Source organism: Roseateles depolymerans, from assembly GCF_003387155.1.
In the GTDB taxonomy this organism is placed as follows: Bacteria; Pseudomonadota; Gammaproteobacteria; order Burkholderiales; family Burkholderiaceae_C; genus Roseateles; species Roseateles depolymerans.
Window position 1 is genome coordinate 233524 of the sequence record NZ_QUMT01000005.1, and the last position, 15446, is coordinate 248969.

Sequence of the window (15446 nt, forward strand, 5' to 3'; positions counted from 1 at the left end):
CTGGACGCGTTGGGACATCGCTCCGGCGATGCAGCGCGATTCACAGGGCCCCGCAGAGGGTCCAGCAAAAAGGGCATCCCGCGGGATGCCCTTTTTTCATGTCAGCGCAGATCCTCAGCCAGATCCTCAGCCAGATCCTCAGCCCAGATAGCGCGCTTCCAGATGCCGCCGGAAGTGCGCCGTGTTCAGCGGCTCGCCGCTGGCGCGCTGCACCAGTTCCGGCGTTTCATAACGGCTGCCCTGCTGCCAGATTCGGTCCTTGAGCCAGTCGAAGACCGGCGTCAGCTCGCCCCGGGCAATGTCCGCATCCAGGCTCGGACGCTCGCGACGCATGGTGGCAAACCACTGGGCCGCATACATCGCGCCCAGCGTGTAGCAGGGGAAGTAGCCGAACAGGCCCGCGCCCCAGTGCACGTCCTGCATGGGGCCGTCCTTGAAGTTGCCACGTGTGTCCAGGCCCAGCAACTCCTGCATCTTGGCGTCCCACAGCGCCGGGATGTCCTCCACCTCGATCTCGCCTTCCATCAGCGGACGCTCAATCTCATAACGCAGGATCACATGCGCGGGGTAGGTCACCTCGTCCGCATCCACGCGGATGTAGCCCGGCGCCACTCGGGTCATCATCCGGTGCAGGTTGTCCGCGGCAAAGGCCGGCTGGTCGCCCAGATGGCGGCGCACCAGCGGTTCCAGCAGCCCGGCAAAGCCCGGGTGCGACGCCAGCTGCATCTCGAAGGACAGGCTCTGGCTCTCATGCAGGCCCATCGACCGGGCCGCTGCGATCGGCAGGCCCATCCAGTCCCGCGGCAGGTTCTGTTCATAACGGCCGTGGCCGGTTTCATGGATGGTGCCGGTGAGGCTCTGCAGGAAGCTGTCCTCGCGATAACGCGTCGTCATGCGCACGTCCTCCGGCACGCCGCCGCAGAACGGATGGGTGCTTTCGTCCAGGCGGCCGGCGGCGAAGTCAAAGCCCAGCAGCTTCATCGCATCCAGGCCCAGCGCACGCTGCGCCGCCGTGGAGAACGGCCCCTGGGGCGCCACCACCGCTTCACCGGCCTGGCGCTCCATCACCTGCCGGATCAGACCCGGCAGCCACTGGCGCAGGTCGCCGAAGACACGGTCCACTTCGGCCGAGCGCATGCCCGGCTCGTACTGGTCCAGCAGCGCGTCGTACTTGCTCAGGCCCGAGGACTCGGACAGCAGACGCGCTTCCTCACGGATCAGCCGCACCACCGGACGCAGGTTCTCCACATAGCCCGCCCAGTCATTGGCGGGACGCTGGCTGCGCCAGGCATGCTCGCAATGCGAGATGGCCAGGGACTTCGATTCCACCAGGCTCTGCGGCAAGGCATTGGCCGATCGCCACACCCGCTGCATTTCGCGCAGCGAGGCCCGCTGCACATCGTCCAGCGGCTCCTGCTCCGCCCGGGCCAGCAGGTCCTTCAGCGCCGGGTCGGTGCCCAGCTGGTGCAACAGCCCTTCCATCTCGGCCAGCGCTTCCGCACGCGGCACGGCGCCACCGGGCGGCATGAAGGCGGCCTGGTCCCAGGAAGCCATGGCATGCAGATGCTGCAGCCGATGCTTGCGACGATGGCGCTGGCACAGGTCGTCGTAGGCCGGCGTGCTGGCGGAAGAGGTCATGCGGGGTCTCCTGAATGCGGACTGCTGCGAAAGAAGGGCAGTTCGAGACTGCATTGTGGCGGTGTCCACCGCCTGCGCCACACTCCCCCGAAAGAGTGGTGCGACGCGAAGATCCGCATCAAGGCAGGAAGTACAGACCCACCGAGGTCATGATCAGATACCGTGCAAACTTGCCGATGGCCATGTAGACCACACAGGGCCAGAACGGCAGGCGCAGCCAGCCCGCCAGTGCGCATAGCGGATCGCCCACAATGGGCAACCAGCTGAGCAGGCAGGTCTTGGCGCCGAAGCGGCGCAGCCAGCCCAGCACCCGCTGGTCCCGCGGGGTGTGATGCACCGCGGCCTCATAGGCCCGCTCGGCGCCCCAGCCCATCCACCAGCTGATGGCGCCGCCGAGGGTGTTGCCCACGGTGGCCACGCCAATGGCCGCCCAGAACAGCTCGGGCTTCTCATGCACCAGCAGCAGCACGACGGGTTCCGACCCCATCGGCAACAGCGTGGCCGAGATCAAGGCCACGACAAAGACAGCACCCAACCCGACTTGAGGAAGCGATAACGCTTCCAGCATCAGGTCAATCATGTGTTGCAGCCATGCTTCCATGCGTGGGATTATCCGGACTAGTCCGTTCTCGCTGAGGTCTTCATGTCATTGCGCACCCTCGCGACATCCTGGGTGATGTCGCTCTGTGCGTCTGTTGCCGCCATGGCGGCGCTGATCGTGTCTCCGGTGTCCCCCGTGATGGTGGCCTTGTTCACAGCCACCGTGTCGTCCCAGGCCCAGCCCCCTGCCCCCGCCTCGGCTTCCGGCTCGACCCCGAATGCCAATCCGTCGGCAACCCCGGTGCCCGCGGCCGCGGCCCTGCCGCCGTTGCCGGCGGTGACCGGCGGCGCCTGCACGCAGCTGGTCGCCTCCGGCAATCCGCAATATCCGCCCTATCTCTGGCGTCCCACCGAGGACGACCCGCGTCTGGTGGGGGCCAATGCCGAGCTGATGCAATGGCTGGCCCGCGAGATCGGCATTCCCATCGACACCCGCTATGTGGGCCCCTGGGGCCGTGTGCAGGAAGAAGCCCGCGCCGGTCGCATCGACCTGATCGCCGGGGCGTTCTTCACCCTGCCGCGCACCGAGTACCTGGACTACTTCTTCCCCGCCTTCCGGGAAACCCGGTCGGTGGTGCTGACCCGCGCCACCTCGTCGCTCAACTACAAGCGCTGGACCGACCTCGCCGGCCATCAGGGCGTGACCGTCATCAACAACAGCTTCGGCGTGGAATTTGACCAGTTCGCAAGGCAGTCCCTCAAGATGACGCAGGTGGCCACCGTCGAGCAGGCCCTGCAGATGCTGCAGCGCGGCCGGGTGGACTACTTCATCTACGAAGACACCCCCGCCGAGGCCTATGCCGCGCGTGCAGGCGGCGTCCCCATCCGCCCGCTGATGCCGGCGGTGGCCCATGAAGGCCTGTACCTCACCCTGGCTCACCGCTCCCGCTGCAACACGCCGGAACTGCGCGGCCGGCTGACCCGGGCCCTGTACAAGCTGAGCCAGGAACGCACGATGAACCGCTTCATCGAACAAGGCATCCAGTTGTGGAAGCAGCAGGCCCCCTGAGGCCTCCCCGCGCACAAGTCAACTGACATCCCACCAAAGTCATCCCCCAACGGGCCGGGCGGCCAGCGCGACAGCGCTATACTTCTGCCTCTTTTTTGTGCAGTTCCCCCATGCCCACCCCGCTGCCCGGTCCCATGACGCTGGGCCCCTATCGCCTGCCCAATCGGCTGTTCGTTGCTCCCATGGCGGGCGTGACGGACCGGCCGTTTCGCGTGCTGTGCAAGAAGCTGGGGGCAGGTTATGCGGTCAGCGAGATGGTGACCTCGCGCAAGGACCTGTGGAACAGCCTCAAGACTTCGCGCCGCGCCAATCATGAAGGCGAGCCGGCGCCGATCTCGGTGCAGATCGCCGGCACCGATGCGCTGATGATGGCCGAGGCGGCCGCCTACAACATCGACCGCGGCGCCCAGATCATCGACATCAACATGGGCTGCCCCGCCAAGAAGGTCTGCAACAAGTGGGCCGGCTCGGCGCTGATGCAGGACGAGCCGCTGGCACTGGAGATCATCGAGGCCGTGGTGGCTGCCTGTGCGCCGCGCGGCGTGCCGGTGACGTTGAAGATGCGCACCGGCTGGTGCCAGGCCGAGAAAAACGCGGTGCGCCTGGCCCGCGCCGCCGAGCAGGCCGGCGTGGCCATGGTCACCGTGCATGGCCGCACCCGGGAACAGGGCTATACCGGCCATGCCGAATACGACACCATCGCGGCAGTCAAGGCTGCACTTCGGATTCCGGTGGTGGCCAATGGCGACATCAGCAGCCCGCACAAGGCCCGCGACGTGCTGGCGGCCACCGGCGCCGATGCGCTGATGATCGGCCGCGCCGCGCAGGGCCGCCCCTGGATCTTTGCCGAGATCGCGCATTTCCTGGAGACCGGTGAACTGCTGCCGGCACCGCGCATCGCCGATGCCAAGCGCTGGCTGATCGAGCACCTGCACGACCACTACACCCTCTACGGCGAGCTCACCGGCATGCGCAGCGCGCGCAAGCACATCGGCTGGGCCGTGCGCGCCCTGCCCGGCGGCGAGGAGTTCCGCCGCCACATGAACACCCTGGACAGCTGCGAGGACCAGGTCCGCACCCTCGGCGACTGGCTCGACGCACTGGCCCAGGACCATGACCGCCTGCCCTACCTGGCACAGGCGGCCAATGACGAGCCTGACGGCGTCTCTCCCGACAACAACGACAACAGCGCACACGAAGAAAGAAGGCTCACGGCATGACGCCCAAACCGATCGAGGCCTGCGTCCGCGAGAACCTGGAAGCCTACTTCCGGGACCTCGGCGGCGAGGCACCCCACTCCATGCATGAAATGCTGATCCGCCTGGTGGAGAAGCCGCTGCTGGAAGTGGTGATGCAGCACAGCGAAGGCAACCAGAGCAAGGCCGCTGAGTGGCTGGGCATCAACCGCAACACCCTGCGGCGCAAACTGGTGGAACACAAGCTCATCTGAGCGCCCGGCGCCCGGCGCTCGACTCCCAGCGCGCGGCAGCACCGCAACGATTTCTCTCAAGGACTGTCCATGGCACAACTCACCGCACTGATCTCGGTTTCCGACAAGACCGGCATCGTTGACTTCGCCAAGGCGCTGCATGCGCTCAATGTGAAGCTGCTCTCCACCGGCGGCACCGCCAAGCTGCTGGCCGATGCCGGCCTGCCGGTCACCGAGGTGGCGGACCACACCGGCTTCCCGGAAATGCTGGATGGCCGCGTCAAGACGCTGCATCCCAAGATCCACGGCGGCCTGCTGGCCCGCCGCGATGTGCCCGAGCATGTGAAGGCGCTGCAGGACCACGGCATCGCCACCATCGACATCCTGGCGGTCAACCTCTATCCGTTCGAGGCCACCGTGGCCAAGCCCGGCTGCACGCTGGAAGACGCCATCGAGAACATCGACATCGGCGGTCCGGCCATGGTGCGCAGCGCCGCCAAGAACTGGAAGGACGTGACGGTGCTGACCGATGCGCAGCAATATGCGCAAGTGCTGGAGGAGCTCAAGGCCCACGGCAAGACCAGCGACCGCACCCGCTTCGCCTGCTCGGTGGCGGCGTTCAACCGCATTGCGCAGTACGACGCGGCCATCAGCAACTACCTCAGCGCCCGTCAGGACGACGGCTCGTTGTCGGCTTATCCGGCGCAGCTCAACAGCAGCTTCATCAAGGTGCAGGACCTGCGCTACGGCGAGAACTCGCACCAGACCGCAGCGCTCTACCGCGACCTGTATCCCGCCCCCGGCTCGCTGGTCACCGGCCGCCAGTTGCAGGGCAAGGAGCTGAGCTACAACAACATCGCTGATGCCGATGCCGCCTGGGAATGCGTCAAGAGCTTCGAGGCGCCCGCCTGCGTCATCATCAAGCACGCCAACCCGTGCGGCGTGGCGGTGGCCGCCAATGCGGCCGATGCCTACAGCAAGGCCTTCAAGACCGACCCCACCAGCGCGTTCGGCGGCATCATCGCCTTCAACCGCGAAGTGGACGCCGCCGCGGCGCAACTGGTGGCCAAGCAGTTCGTCGAAGTGCTGATGGCGCCGTCCTTCAGCGCGCAGGCCCGCGAGATCTTCGCCAGCAAGGCCAATGTGCGCCTGCTGGAGATTGCGCTGCCGCCGGGCGGTGACCGTCCGTGGGACCAGGGCCGCAATGCGCAGGACGTCAAGCGCGTGGGCTCGGGCCTGCTGGTGCAAACCGCCGACAACCACTTCCTGTCCAAGGCCGACCTGAAGGTGGTCACCACGCTGCAGCCCACGGCCGCACAACTGGACGACCTGATGTTCGCGTGGACCGTGGCCCAGTACGTCAAGAGCAATGCCATTGTCTTCTGCGGCGACGGCATGACGCTGGGCGTGGGCGCCGGCCAGATGAGCCGCATCGACTCGGCCCGCATCGCCTCGATCAAGGCGGAGAACGCAGGCCTGACGCTCAAGGGCTCGGCCGTGGCCAGTGATGCCTTCTTCCCGTTCCGCGATGGTCTGGACGTGCTGGCCGATGCCGGCGCGAGCTGCGTCATTCAGCCGGGTGGCTCGATGCGGGACGATGAAGTGATTGCGGCCGCCAATGAGCGCGGCATTGCGATGGTCTTCACCGGCGTTCGGCATTTCCGGCATTGAACATCGACTGAACCGCCGATGGCATCGGTCAACGCGCTAATGGCGCATCGATGCTGCATCGAAGCCCTACGAAGGAGCCCGCCCCGTGCGGGCTCTTTTTCTTGTCAGCGCCGCCGCCCAATAGGCAGGCCTTCGTCGCAGCAATCCCCACTGAAGAGGGATACATCTGTCACCTCTGCGCACAGGTCGTGTCGCCCTCACAACTGCGTGTGAAGGAATTGACATGAATGGATGCGATTGCGTTGACCCGATTGTGTCAACGTTGATACCGTTCGCGTCCGCACCACACGGGTGCTGTTTAGGAAGTGATTCAGACAATGAAGAAGATTGCCCTCATCGCCGCCGCTCTGCTGGCCGCTGGCGTTGCTCAAGCCCAGACCAAGGCCGCTGCTCCGGCCGTCTACGGCGAACTCGGCTATGTGTTCCTGTCGGCCCAAGTGCCGGTGCTGGACCTGACGCGTAATCAAGTGCTGCACCCCAAGGCCAACCCGACCGCCGTGCGCGGCATCCTGGGTGTGGACCTGCACCCCTACGTCGCCATCGAAGCGATGGTGGCCGGCGGCGCTTCTGACGACGAACTGGGCGACTTCGCCAACAAGGTCAAGGTCAAGAGCAGCTACGGCGCCTTCATCAAGCCCAAGTACGCGCTGGACGACAAGTTCGAAGTGTTCGGCCGCATCGGCTACGCCAAGACCAAGGGCGAGATGACCGTGGTCAATGGCAGCGTCACCACCAACGAAGGCGACGTGGCCTGGGGCCTGGGCGCTTCGTACAAGTTCAACAAGCAGTGGTACGGCTCGATGGACTACACGAACTACCTGGACAAGGATGGCGTGAAGGTCGACGGCTTCGCCATCAACGTCGGCTACCGCTTCTAATTGCAGCGGATCGGGCGCTGGCGCTGCCAGTGTCCTGAAGCCCCAAAGCCCGCCCCTCGGCGGGCTTTTTCATTGGTGCCCGCCTCGGCGGGCTTTTTCGTCACTGCTCCCCAGGTTCATCCGCTTGGCGATGCCCCGGCGCCGCCGTACGCTTGCGCTCTCACCGCCATTCCAAGATCAGAGGGACACCATGGACCAGAGCCTGCAGGAGCGCCTGCGCCTTGTGCTGGAGCAGCAGCGCGCCGCTTTCGATGCGGAGCGCATGCCCAGTCTCGCCCAGCGGCGTGACCGTCTGGAGCGCCTGGGCCGTCTCACCACCGCGCACCGTGCCGAGCTGCAAGCCGCCATGGCGCAGGACTTCGGCCATCGCTCCCACCATGAAAGCCAACTGGCCGACCTTTTCACGGTGGAATCGGGCGTACGCCACGCGCTCAAGCATCTCAAGTCGTGGATGTCCACCAAGCGCTCCCCCACCGCGTTGCATTTCCTGCCCGGCCGCAACCGGCTGATGCCGCAGCCGCTGGGCGTGGTGGGCATCGTCTCGCCGTGGAACTATCCCTACTACCTGGCCATGGCACCGGCGCTGGCCGCACTGGCGGCCGGCAACCGCGTGATGATCAAGCCGTCGGAGCTGACCCCGGCCACCTCCGCCCTCATGGCGAAGCTGGTGGCGGCGCATTTCGCGCCGGAAGAGATGACGGTGCTGACCGGCGATGCCGAGGTGGGCCGCGCCTTCACCGAGCTGCCCTTCGACCACCTCTTCTTCACCGGCTCCACGCAGGTGGGCCGCCTGGTGGCGCAGGCCGCCGCACGCAACCTCACGCCGGTGACGCTGGAGCTGGGCGGCAAGTCTCCGGCCCTGATCGACCGCAGCGCGGACCTGGCCCAGGTCGCCGAACGCATCGCCTTCGGCAAGCTGCTCAATGCCGGCCAGACCTGTGTCGCGCCGGACTATGCGCTGGTGCCGCGTGAATCGATCCCGGCCTTCGCCGACGCGCTGGTGGCCGCCATCCGGCGCCTGTATCCGCGCATCGACGGCAATCCGGACTACACGGCCATCGTCAGTCCGCGCCACCATGCCCGACTGCTGTCCCTGGTGGAGGAAGCGGCGCAGCAAGGCGCGACGGTGCGACGCAGTCATGACGAATCGCCGCAGGACCGCCGCATCGTTCCCACGCTGCTGCTGAACACCACGCCAGCGATGACAGTGATGCGCGAAGAGATCTTCGGCCCGCTGCTGCCCATCCTGCCCTACGACACCCCCGCCGACGCGCTGCGCCACATCAATGCCGGCGACCGTCCGTTGGCGCTCTACTGGTTCGGCCGGGACGATGCAGCGCGGGACCAGGTGCTGGCGCAGACGCATGCGGGCGGCGTCACCATCAACGACTGCCTGTGGCACCTGGGTCAGGAGGAGCAGCCCTTCGGCGGCGTGGGGGCGTCCGGCATGGGGGCGTATCACGGCGTCTGGGGCTTCAACACCTTCAGCAAGCTCAAGCCGGTGTTCTATCAGTCCGGCCTGGCGGGGACGCGGCTGTTCTATCCGCCTTACGGTCCGCGCTTTGACCGGCTGATGGCGCTGATGCGCAAGATCGCCTGAACCGTCGCTGATCCGATCACTCGGTCAGCCGGTCAGTACGTCCGCCCCTTGCGGAACTGCGCATGCTGACGCCGCTCCAGCGTCGTGCTGCGGCTCATCGCCTCGAAGCTCACGCGGGCATGCGCATGCATGATGGCCAGGCCCAGCGCGTCCGCGGCGTCCTTGCCGGGTTCGCCCGGCAGTGAGAGCAGCCGCTGCACCATCAGCTGGATCTGTTCCTTCTTGGCATGGCCGTGGCCCACCACCGCCTTCTTCATCTGCAGCGCGGTGTATTCCGACACATGCAGGTCGCAGGACACCAGCGCCGTCAATGCCGCCCCACGGGCCTGCCCCAGCAGCAGCGTGGACTGCGGGTTCACGTTGACGAACACGATCTCCACCGCCGCGCACTGCGGCTGGTAACGGGCCACCACTTCCCGCACGCCTTCGTACAGCACCTTGATGCGTCCCGGCAGGTCGCCGGTGGCGATGCTGCTGGTCTTGATGGTGCCGCTGGCCACATACGACAGGCGCGGGCCTTCCGCGTCAATGACGCCAAAGCCTGTGGTCTGCAGGCCGGGGTCGATGCCGAGGATGCGCATGAGGGGGGTCCAGGATCAGGTCAGCTTGCTGAAATACCAGCGCACTGAATGGAAGAATACCGGCGCGGCAAAACACATCACCGCAATGCGGTCCAGCAGGCCCACGGCGCCGGTGATGGCGCTGCGGTTGCCCCAGGCGTTGATGCCGGCATCGCGCTTGAGGGCCTGCATCACGAACGCACCGAAGCTGCCGCATCCGGCCGCCACCAGCGCGGCAATGGCCGCCTGCCCGGCCTTGAAGGGCGTGATCCAGTAGAGCAGCGCGCCCACGAAGGCGGCGGTGAACACCCCGATCCACCAGGCCCGCATCGAGAACGACCGGCTGATGTGCCGCGCCACCGGACGCGCCCGCATCTTGCCGGTGGCCACCTGCTGCGCAATCTGCCCGCAGGCCACCACGGCCACCAGGAAGAACAGCAGGAAGGCGCCGCGGCCCTCGTAACGCGGAATGTCCAGCAACAGCAGCGCCGGCGCATGCGAGAGCCCGTAGACACACACCATGATGCCCCACTGGATCTTGGCATTGCGCTCCAGGAAGCGGGCCGGGTCGTCCGCCAGGGCACTGGCCACCGGAATGGCCAGGAAGCCGTAGACCGGGATGAGCACCGAGAACAGGTCGAAGTGACGCGTGCCCACCAGCACATACTGCAGCGGCAGGATCACGAAGAAGGCCAGGATCAGCCCGCGGTGATCGGCCCGGCGGGTATGCAGCAGGGTGATGAACTCGCGGAAGGCCAGGAAGGAGAACACGCCGAACAGCAGCGTCGCCCCCACCGGTCCGGACACCCAGGCGGCCCAGAACAGGCAGGCGCCCACCCAGACCATGTTGAGTTCATGCCGGAACCTGGCACGCCGCTGCTGCCACTCGTCGTTGTCCTGATCGGCCTTTTCGCGCAGGGACCACAGCAGCGAGCCGATGCTCACCAGGATCAGCATGCCGAACAGCACCACGAAGAGCGCCGCCACCTGCTCGCTGGTCGTCAGGGTCTTGAGCCACCTCATTCCTTCCACCCTCCCGGCCGCTGGGCCATGACGGCCTCCCGGGCGCGCTCCAGAAAGGCCCGCTTGTCCTCACCCGGCGCCAGCCGCAGCGGCGCGCCGAAGGTGACGGTGCACAGGATGGGCACGGGCACGACTTCCCCCTTGGGCATGACGCGCTGCACGTTGTCGATCCAGGTGGGGATCAGCTCGACCTCCGGGAACTGCTCGGCCAGATGGAACAGGCCCGCCTTGAACGGCTGCGGCGCGCCCTTGTTGGACCGTGTGCCTTCCGGAAAGATCACCAGCGAATCGCCCGACTGCAGGGCGTCCACCAGCGGCTCCAGCGGGTCTTCGTCCGGCGTGGCGCGGGTGCGGCTGACATACACGGCATTAAAGACCGCCGTGGTGAGCCAGGTGCGCAGCTTGCTGCCGGTCCAGTAGTCGCGGGCGGCGATCGGTCGGGTTCGGGCTCTCAATTCGGACGGGAGCGATGCCCAGATCAGCACCCAGTCGAAGTGGCTCTGATGGTTGGCAAAGTAGATCCGCTGGTCCGCAGTCGGCGGGCAACCCTTCCAGTGACCTTGCGCGCCGGTGATCAGGCGTGCCAGCCAGGCCAGGAAGAGGCCGGTGGTGTCGGCTAAGAACATGGGGACATTATCTCCGGAGCCGAGGGCCCCGCCCGCTTGCGGTCGTCACGCGCCGGCGCGATGATCGGCCGCCTGCGGAGCGCCCCTTCGCGGCACCCGGTCACGCCGGCCGCTGCGGTCCCCACCCTCGGCACCGGCCAGCGCCGGGTCCATTCCAAACAGGAGACAGACAGGATGAACGCTTTCCGACCCTTGCATGCCCAGGTCCCGTCGCGCGTCGTCGGCGCCCGTGGACTCCGTACCCTCGCACTGGCCGTGGCCCTGGCCGCGTCCGCCGGGATCGCCTCGGCCCAGCAGGCGCCCGCCATGGTCAAGGACGGCGCGCTGGTGGGCCACAACCAGATGACGCTCTACACCTTCGACAAGGACAGCGACGGCAAGAGCGCCTGCAACGGCCCCTGCGCCAAGAATTGGCCGCCCCTGATGGCCAAGGCGGACGACATTGCGTCGGGCGACTGGTCCATCATCACCCGCGACGACGGCACCAAGCAGTGGGCCTACAAAGGCAAGCCGCTGTACTTTTGGGTGAAGGACACCAAGGCCGGTGAGCGCACCGGTGACGGCGTGAACAACGTCTGGCATACCGCCAAGCCTTGAGTTAGCACGACTTGAGTTAGCACGACTCGAGTTAGCACGACTTGACCCGCCGGCCCGCATGCCTTGCAGCGGGCCGGCGGCGTTTGGGGGAACACATCTTGCCGCCACTGCATCCCGATCCCCTGGCCCCCAGTCCCCTTTCCGGGATGACGATCCGCCTCAGCGACTTGGCGGAGAGACAATGCCGCCATTCTGACCCCCGAGGCCCTTTGCGCACTTGAGGGGCCCTCCCCCATTCGCTCGCCCCGCATGACCCTGCAACAGTTGATCGGCGGCCACATGCGCCGCCATTGGCGGCCCTATGCCGCCAGTGCCCTGATGCTCAGCACCATTGCCGTGCTGACCGTCTGGATTCCCCGCCAGGTGGGCCATGTGGTGGACGACTTGGTGGCCCAGCGGCTCACCGGCTGGAACCTGGCCACGCAGCTCGGCCTGCTGCTGCTGGCGGGCCTGTGCATCTATCTGCTGCGGGTGGGCTGGCGGCTGGCGCTGTACGCCACCGCCTACGAGCTGGGTCGTGGCCTGCGCCAGCGCCTGTATGACCAGATGACCCGCCAGGGCCCCGCCTTCTTCCATGCGCAGCGCACCGGCGACCTGATGGCCCTGGCCACCAACGACATCGACGCCATCGAAATGGCTGCGGGTGAAGCGCTGCTGGCCGCCTTCGACGGCAGCCTGACCTTCATCCTGGTGGTGAGCATGATGACGCTCAGCGTCGATGCGCGCCTGGGCCTGGCCGCACTGGCGCCGTTCCCGTTCATGGCGTACGCGTTCTGGCGAATCTCGGAGCGGGTCCACAAGGCCTGGTCGGATTCGCTCACGCGCTTCTCCGCGCTGAACCAGCAGGTGCAGGACAGCCTGGCGGGGGTGCGCACGGTGCGGGCGCTCGGCCTGGTGCAGCGCAGCCGCACCCAGTTTGCCGAGCTGGCCCGGGACGCGGGCGAAGCCTCCTACCAGGCCCAGCGCTGGGAAGCGATGTTCGAACCCGCCGTGGGCCTGTCGCTGAGCGCGGCCACGGTGATTGCGCTGGGCACCGGCGCGTGGCTGGTGGCGCGGTCCGAGATCACCATCGGCCAGTTGACCGCCTTCACCATGTACCTGGCCCAACTGATCTGGCCGATGTTCGCGGCCGGCTGGGTGCTGTCCCTGCTGGAGCGCGGCCGCGCGGGCTGGAGCCGACTCGAGCCGGTGCTCAATGCCCCGGACGGCTTGAAGGACGTCGGCGAGCACGACATGCCGGTTCAGGCCACGGTGAGCTGGGACCACATCGACTTCCACTATCCCGGCATGACCGCGCCGGCGCTCAGCGGCATCGACCTGCACTGGCCGCCCGGGCGCACGCTGGGCATCGTCGGGCCGACCGGCTCGGGCAAATCGACGCTGATCAAGCTGCTGCTGCGCCAGTACGAACCGACCCATGGCCGCCTGCGCGTGGGCGACCTGGACGCCCCGCAAATCCGGCTGGCGGCGCTGCGAGCGGCCATTGCCTGGGTGCCACAGGAGCCGTTCCTGTTCTCGGCCTCCATCGCGGACAACATCGCATTGGCCAAGCCCGACGCCACCCGAGAGGAGATCATGGCCGTGGCCGAGCTGGCCGCCGTGCATGCGGACATTGCCGCCCTGCCCCAGGGCTACGACACCCTGGTGGGCGAACGCGGCGTGACGCTGTCCGGCGGACAGCGCCAGCGGGTGGCCATTGCCCGCGCCCTGCTGGCCAGCGCGCCGCTGCTGTTGCTGGACGATGCGCTGTCGGCGGTGGACAGCGGCACCGAAACCGAAATCCTGGCGCACTGGCGCGAGCTGCGCCAGAAGTATCCGGACCGCAGCCTGGCGGTGGTCAGCCACCGGCTGTCGGCCGTGATGGAAGCGGACGAGATCGTCGTGCTCAAGCAGGGCCGCATCGTGGAGCGCGGCACCCATGCCTCGCTGCTGGCCCTGGACGGCTGGTATGCCAGCCAATGGCGCTATCAACAACTGGAGGCCAGCCTTGACGCAGCCTGAGGCCACGGACGGCACTGCCGCCGGGCAGACGCAAGAACATTCCCCGCGCGAGGCGCTGGCCCTGCTGGCACAGGCCGCAGCCCCCGAGCGGCGCGGCCTAGTCAAGGGCCTGGGCTGGCTGGCGGTGGCGGCTGCGCTGGAAGCCATCGGCCCCATCCTGGGGAAGCATTTCATCGACAACCATGTGCTGCCGCGGCAGTTCGACCTGGGCGCCATGGCCGGCCTGCTGGCGGCCATGCTGCTGTCCGGCTGGGTGGCGAGCCTGACCCGGTATTCGCAGCTGCGACGCATGGCGGCAGTGGCGCGCCGGTCGGTGCTGCGGCTGCGCGAACAGGTCTATGCGCATGTGATGGCGCAGCCGATGACCTTCTTCGACCGCAGCATCACCGGCCAGTTGCTCAGCCGCATCACCAACGACACCGACGCGGTCAACAACCTCTACCGCCAGGTGCTGTTCGTGATGCTGGATTCCAGCATCGTGGTGCTGGGTGCGCTGGTGGCCATGGCCTGGCTGGACTGGCGGCTGATGCTGATCGTGCTGGCGCTGGTGCCGGCCAGCTCCGGCATCATCTGGCTGTACCAGCGCGCCAGCAGCGGGCCGGTGCAGCGCGCGCGAGCCCTGCGGGCCGACCTCAATGCGCAGATGGCCGAAAGCATGGCCGGCATGGCGATGCTGCAGTCGGCCGGCGCCACTGCCCGGTTTGCGCAGCGCTATGAGGCGGTCAATCAGGCGCAGCTCGGCGCCCGGGTGCAGGAGTTGCGGGCCAATGCCTGGCTGCTGCGGCCGGCGCTGGACCTGCTGAATGTGCTGCTGATCGTCACCGTGATCTTCGGCTTTGGGCAGCGGGAGCTGTCGGGCGTGGAGGTCGGGCTGCTGTATGCCTTCCTGGCCTACATCGCGCGAGTGGTGGAGCCGCTGATCCAGATCACCATGCAGTTCAGCCAGCTGCAGCAGGCCCTGGTGGCGGCCTCGCGGGTGCGGGCGCTGCTGCGCGAGCCGGTGCCGGCGACGCAGCAACAGGCGTCGCTGACGGTGCCGCACGGCGCCATCCACTTCGACCATGTGAGCTTTGGCTACAAGCCGGACCAGCCGGTGCTGCAGAACCTGGACCTGAAGATCGAGGCCGGCAGTTTCGTGGGCATTGCGGGGCACACCGGGTCCGGCAAGTCGACGCTGCTGGCTTTGCTGCTGCGCTTTTATTCACCCGGTGCCGGGCGGATTCTGGTGGATGGGCAGCCGCTGGCGCAGTTGCCGGACGAGGCCTTCCATCAGGCGGTGGGGCTGGTGCCGCAGGAGCCGTATCTGGTGGCCGGCACGGTGCGGGACAACATTCGCATGGGCCGCGCCATCAGCGACGAGCGGCTGGAAGCCGCCGCCAAGGCGGCCCGGGCGTATGACTTCCTGTCAGCGCTGCCGCAGGGGTGGGACAGCCGGCTGGGGGATGGCGGGCTGGCGGTCTCGACCGGGCAGAAGCAGTTGATCGCGCTGGCGCGTGCGCTGGCCGGCGACCCACGCATCCTGCTACTGGATGAAGCGACGGCCAACATCGACAGCGCCACCGAAGCGCAGGTGAGCGAAGCGCTGCGTGCCTTGCGCGGCCAGGTGACGGTGGTGGCGATTGCGCACCGGCTGTCCACCATCCGCGAAGCCGATCAGATCGTGGTGCTGAACCACGGCCGTCTGTCGGAACGCGGCACGCATGAAGCGCTGATGGCGATCGATGGCGGGATCTATCAGCGGCTGGTGCAGTTGCAGGCGCTTGAGGACTGACCCTGTGCAGGCCGGTTCCGGCCCGTTCCGGTTAGTTCCGGCC

Annotated in this window: 14 protein-coding genes; 9 read left to right on the forward strand and 5 right to left on the reverse strand. The window is 67.2% G+C overall.

What is annotated here, in order from left to right; translation table 11 throughout:
- Positions 1-138: 138 nt before the first annotated feature.
- Together DES44_RS21560 and DES44_RS21565 are read right to left on the reverse strand one after the other, a co-directional pair.
- On the reverse strand, positions 139-1638 hold the full coding sequence (locus tag DES44_RS21560; RefSeq protein WP_058934142.1) for a carboxypeptidase M32: 1500 nt from the start codon (positions 1636-1638) through the stop codon (positions 139-141).
- 118 nt (positions 1639-1756) lie between these two features.
- Complete coding sequence (locus DES44_RS21565) at positions 1757-2239, reverse strand: YqaA family protein (protein ID WP_058934141.1); 483 nt, start codon at positions 2237-2239, stop codon at positions 1757-1759.
- 42 nt (positions 2240-2281) lie between these two features.
- On the opposite strand from DES44_RS21565, the gene DES44_RS21570 reads away from it, so the two are divergent.
- The 6 genes from DES44_RS21570 to DES44_RS21595 all read left to right on the forward strand — a co-directional run bounded on the left by DES44_RS21570 (position 2282) and on the right by DES44_RS21595 (position 8825).
- Positions 2282-3247: a substrate-binding periplasmic protein gene (locus DES44_RS21570; RefSeq protein WP_083525389.1), complete on the forward strand. Its 966-nt coding sequence runs from the start codon at positions 2282-2284 to the stop codon at positions 3245-3247.
- Between the two features lie 134 nt (positions 3248-3381).
- Positions 3382-4467 carry a tRNA dihydrouridine synthase DusB gene (gene dusB, locus DES44_RS21575; protein ID WP_058937242.1) on the forward strand — a complete coding sequence of 362 codons (1086 nt, stop codon included), beginning with the start codon at positions 3382-3384 and terminating at the stop codon, positions 4465-4467.
- Entirely contained in the window at positions 4464-4697 is a 234-nt protein-coding gene (locus tag DES44_RS21580; RefSeq protein WP_058934140.1) for a helix-turn-helix domain-containing protein, read from the forward strand. The genes dusB and DES44_RS21580 overlap by 4 nt, the downstream gene beginning before the upstream one ends.
- A gap of 69 nt (positions 4698-4766) precedes the next feature.
- Positions 4767-6347: a bifunctional phosphoribosylaminoimidazolecarboxamide formyltransferase/IMP cyclohydrolase gene (purH, locus tag DES44_RS21585; RefSeq protein ID WP_058934139.1), complete on the forward strand. Its 1581-nt coding sequence runs from the start codon at positions 4767-4769 to the stop codon at positions 6345-6347.
- 317 nt (positions 6348-6664) lie between these two features.
- A complete protein-coding gene (locus DES44_RS21590; protein WP_058934138.1) occupies positions 6665-7225 on the forward strand; it encodes a porin family protein in 561 nt (186 codons plus the stop codon).
- 190 nt (positions 7226-7415) lie between these two features.
- The gene (locus tag DES44_RS21595; protein ID WP_058934137.1) at positions 7416-8825 is read left to right on the forward strand and encodes a coniferyl aldehyde dehydrogenase; all 1410 of its coding nucleotides are present in this window, start codon (positions 7416-7418) and stop codon (positions 8823-8825) included.
- 32 nt (positions 8826-8857) lie between these two features.
- Here DES44_RS21595 and ruvC read toward each other — a convergent pair whose 3' ends face one another.
- From ruvC to DES44_RS21610, 3 genes are read right to left on the reverse strand one after another with little or no spacing between them, the layout of a single operon-like run.
- A complete protein-coding gene (gene ruvC, locus DES44_RS21600) occupies positions 8858-9406 on the reverse strand; it encodes a crossover junction endodeoxyribonuclease RuvC (RefSeq protein WP_058934136.1) in 549 nt (182 codons plus the stop codon).
- A gap of 15 nt (positions 9407-9421) precedes the next feature.
- Entirely contained in the window at positions 9422-10408 is a 987-nt protein-coding gene (locus tag DES44_RS21605) for a phosphatidate cytidylyltransferase (protein WP_058934135.1), read from the reverse strand.
- Positions 10405-11034, reverse strand: coding sequence for a lysophospholipid acyltransferase family protein (locus DES44_RS21610; RefSeq protein ID WP_058934134.1), 630 nt, complete (start codon positions 11032-11034; stop codon positions 10405-10407). Before DES44_RS21610 ends, DES44_RS21605 begins: the two co-directional genes overlap by 4 nt.
- Before the next feature lie 174 nt (positions 11035-11208).
- Between DES44_RS21610 and DES44_RS21615 the strand changes: the two genes are divergently transcribed.
- The 3 genes from DES44_RS21615 to DES44_RS21625 all read left to right on the forward strand — a co-directional run bounded on the left by DES44_RS21615 (position 11209) and on the right by DES44_RS21625 (position 15403).
- Positions 11209-11631 (forward strand): COG4315 family predicted lipoprotein, encoded by a 423-nt coding sequence (locus DES44_RS21615; RefSeq protein ID WP_058934133.1) that lies wholly within the window; start codon positions 11209-11211, stop codon positions 11629-11631.
- 249 nt (positions 11632-11880) lie between these two features.
- Complete coding sequence (locus DES44_RS21620; protein ID WP_058934132.1) at positions 11881-13632, forward strand: ABC transporter ATP-binding protein; 1752 nt, start codon at positions 11881-11883, stop codon at positions 13630-13632.
- The gene (locus DES44_RS21625) at positions 13619-15403 is read left to right on the forward strand and encodes an ABC transporter ATP-binding protein (protein WP_232309946.1); all 1785 of its coding nucleotides are present in this window, start codon (positions 13619-13621) and stop codon (positions 15401-15403) included. Before DES44_RS21620 ends, DES44_RS21625 begins: the two co-directional genes overlap by 14 nt.
- The last annotated feature ends 43 nt before the right edge of the window (positions 15404-15446 follow it).

What these genes read in the sequence shown, in the direction of transcription:
- DES44_RS21560 (WP_058934142.1), bottom strand. Translation starts at nt 1,638, where the DNA reads ATGACCTCTTCCGCCAGCACGCCGGCCTACGACGACCTGTGCCAGCGC.
- DES44_RS21565 (WP_058934141.1), bottom strand. Translation starts at nt 2,239, where the DNA reads ATGGAAGCATGGCTGCAACACATGATTGACCTGATGCTGGAAGCGTTA.
- DES44_RS21570 (WP_083525389.1), top strand. Translation starts at nt 2,282, where the DNA reads ATGTCATTGCGCACCCTCGCGACATCCTGGGTGATGTCGCTCTGTGCG.
- dusB (WP_058937242.1), top strand. Translation starts at nt 3,382, where the DNA reads ATGACGCTGGGCCCCTATCGCCTGCCCAATCGGCTGTTCGTTGCTCCC.
- DES44_RS21580 (WP_058934140.1), top strand. Translation starts at nt 4,464, where the DNA reads ATGACGCCCAAACCGATCGAGGCCTGCGTCCGCGAGAACCTGGAAGCC.
- purH (WP_058934139.1), top strand. Translation starts at nt 4,767, where the DNA reads ATGGCACAACTCACCGCACTGATCTCGGTTTCCGACAAGACCGGCATC.
- DES44_RS21590 (WP_058934138.1), top strand. Translation starts at nt 6,665, where the DNA reads ATGAAGAAGATTGCCCTCATCGCCGCCGCTCTGCTGGCCGCTGGCGTT.
- DES44_RS21595 (WP_058934137.1), top strand. Translation starts at nt 7,416, where the DNA reads ATGGACCAGAGCCTGCAGGAGCGCCTGCGCCTTGTGCTGGAGCAGCAG.
- ruvC (WP_058934136.1), bottom strand. Translation starts at nt 9,406, where the DNA reads ATGCGCATCCTCGGCATCGACCCCGGCCTGCAGACCACAGGCTTTGGC.
- DES44_RS21605 (WP_058934135.1), bottom strand. Translation starts at nt 10,408, where the DNA reads ATGAGGTGGCTCAAGACCCTGACGACCAGCGAGCAGGTGGCGGCGCTC.
- DES44_RS21610 (WP_058934134.1), bottom strand. Translation starts at nt 11,034, where the DNA reads ATGTTCTTAGCCGACACCACCGGCCTCTTCCTGGCCTGGCTGGCACGC.
- DES44_RS21615 (WP_058934133.1), top strand. Translation starts at nt 11,209, where the DNA reads ATGAACGCTTTCCGACCCTTGCATGCCCAGGTCCCGTCGCGCGTCGTC.
- DES44_RS21620 (WP_058934132.1), top strand. Translation starts at nt 11,881, where the DNA reads ATGACCCTGCAACAGTTGATCGGCGGCCACATGCGCCGCCATTGGCGG.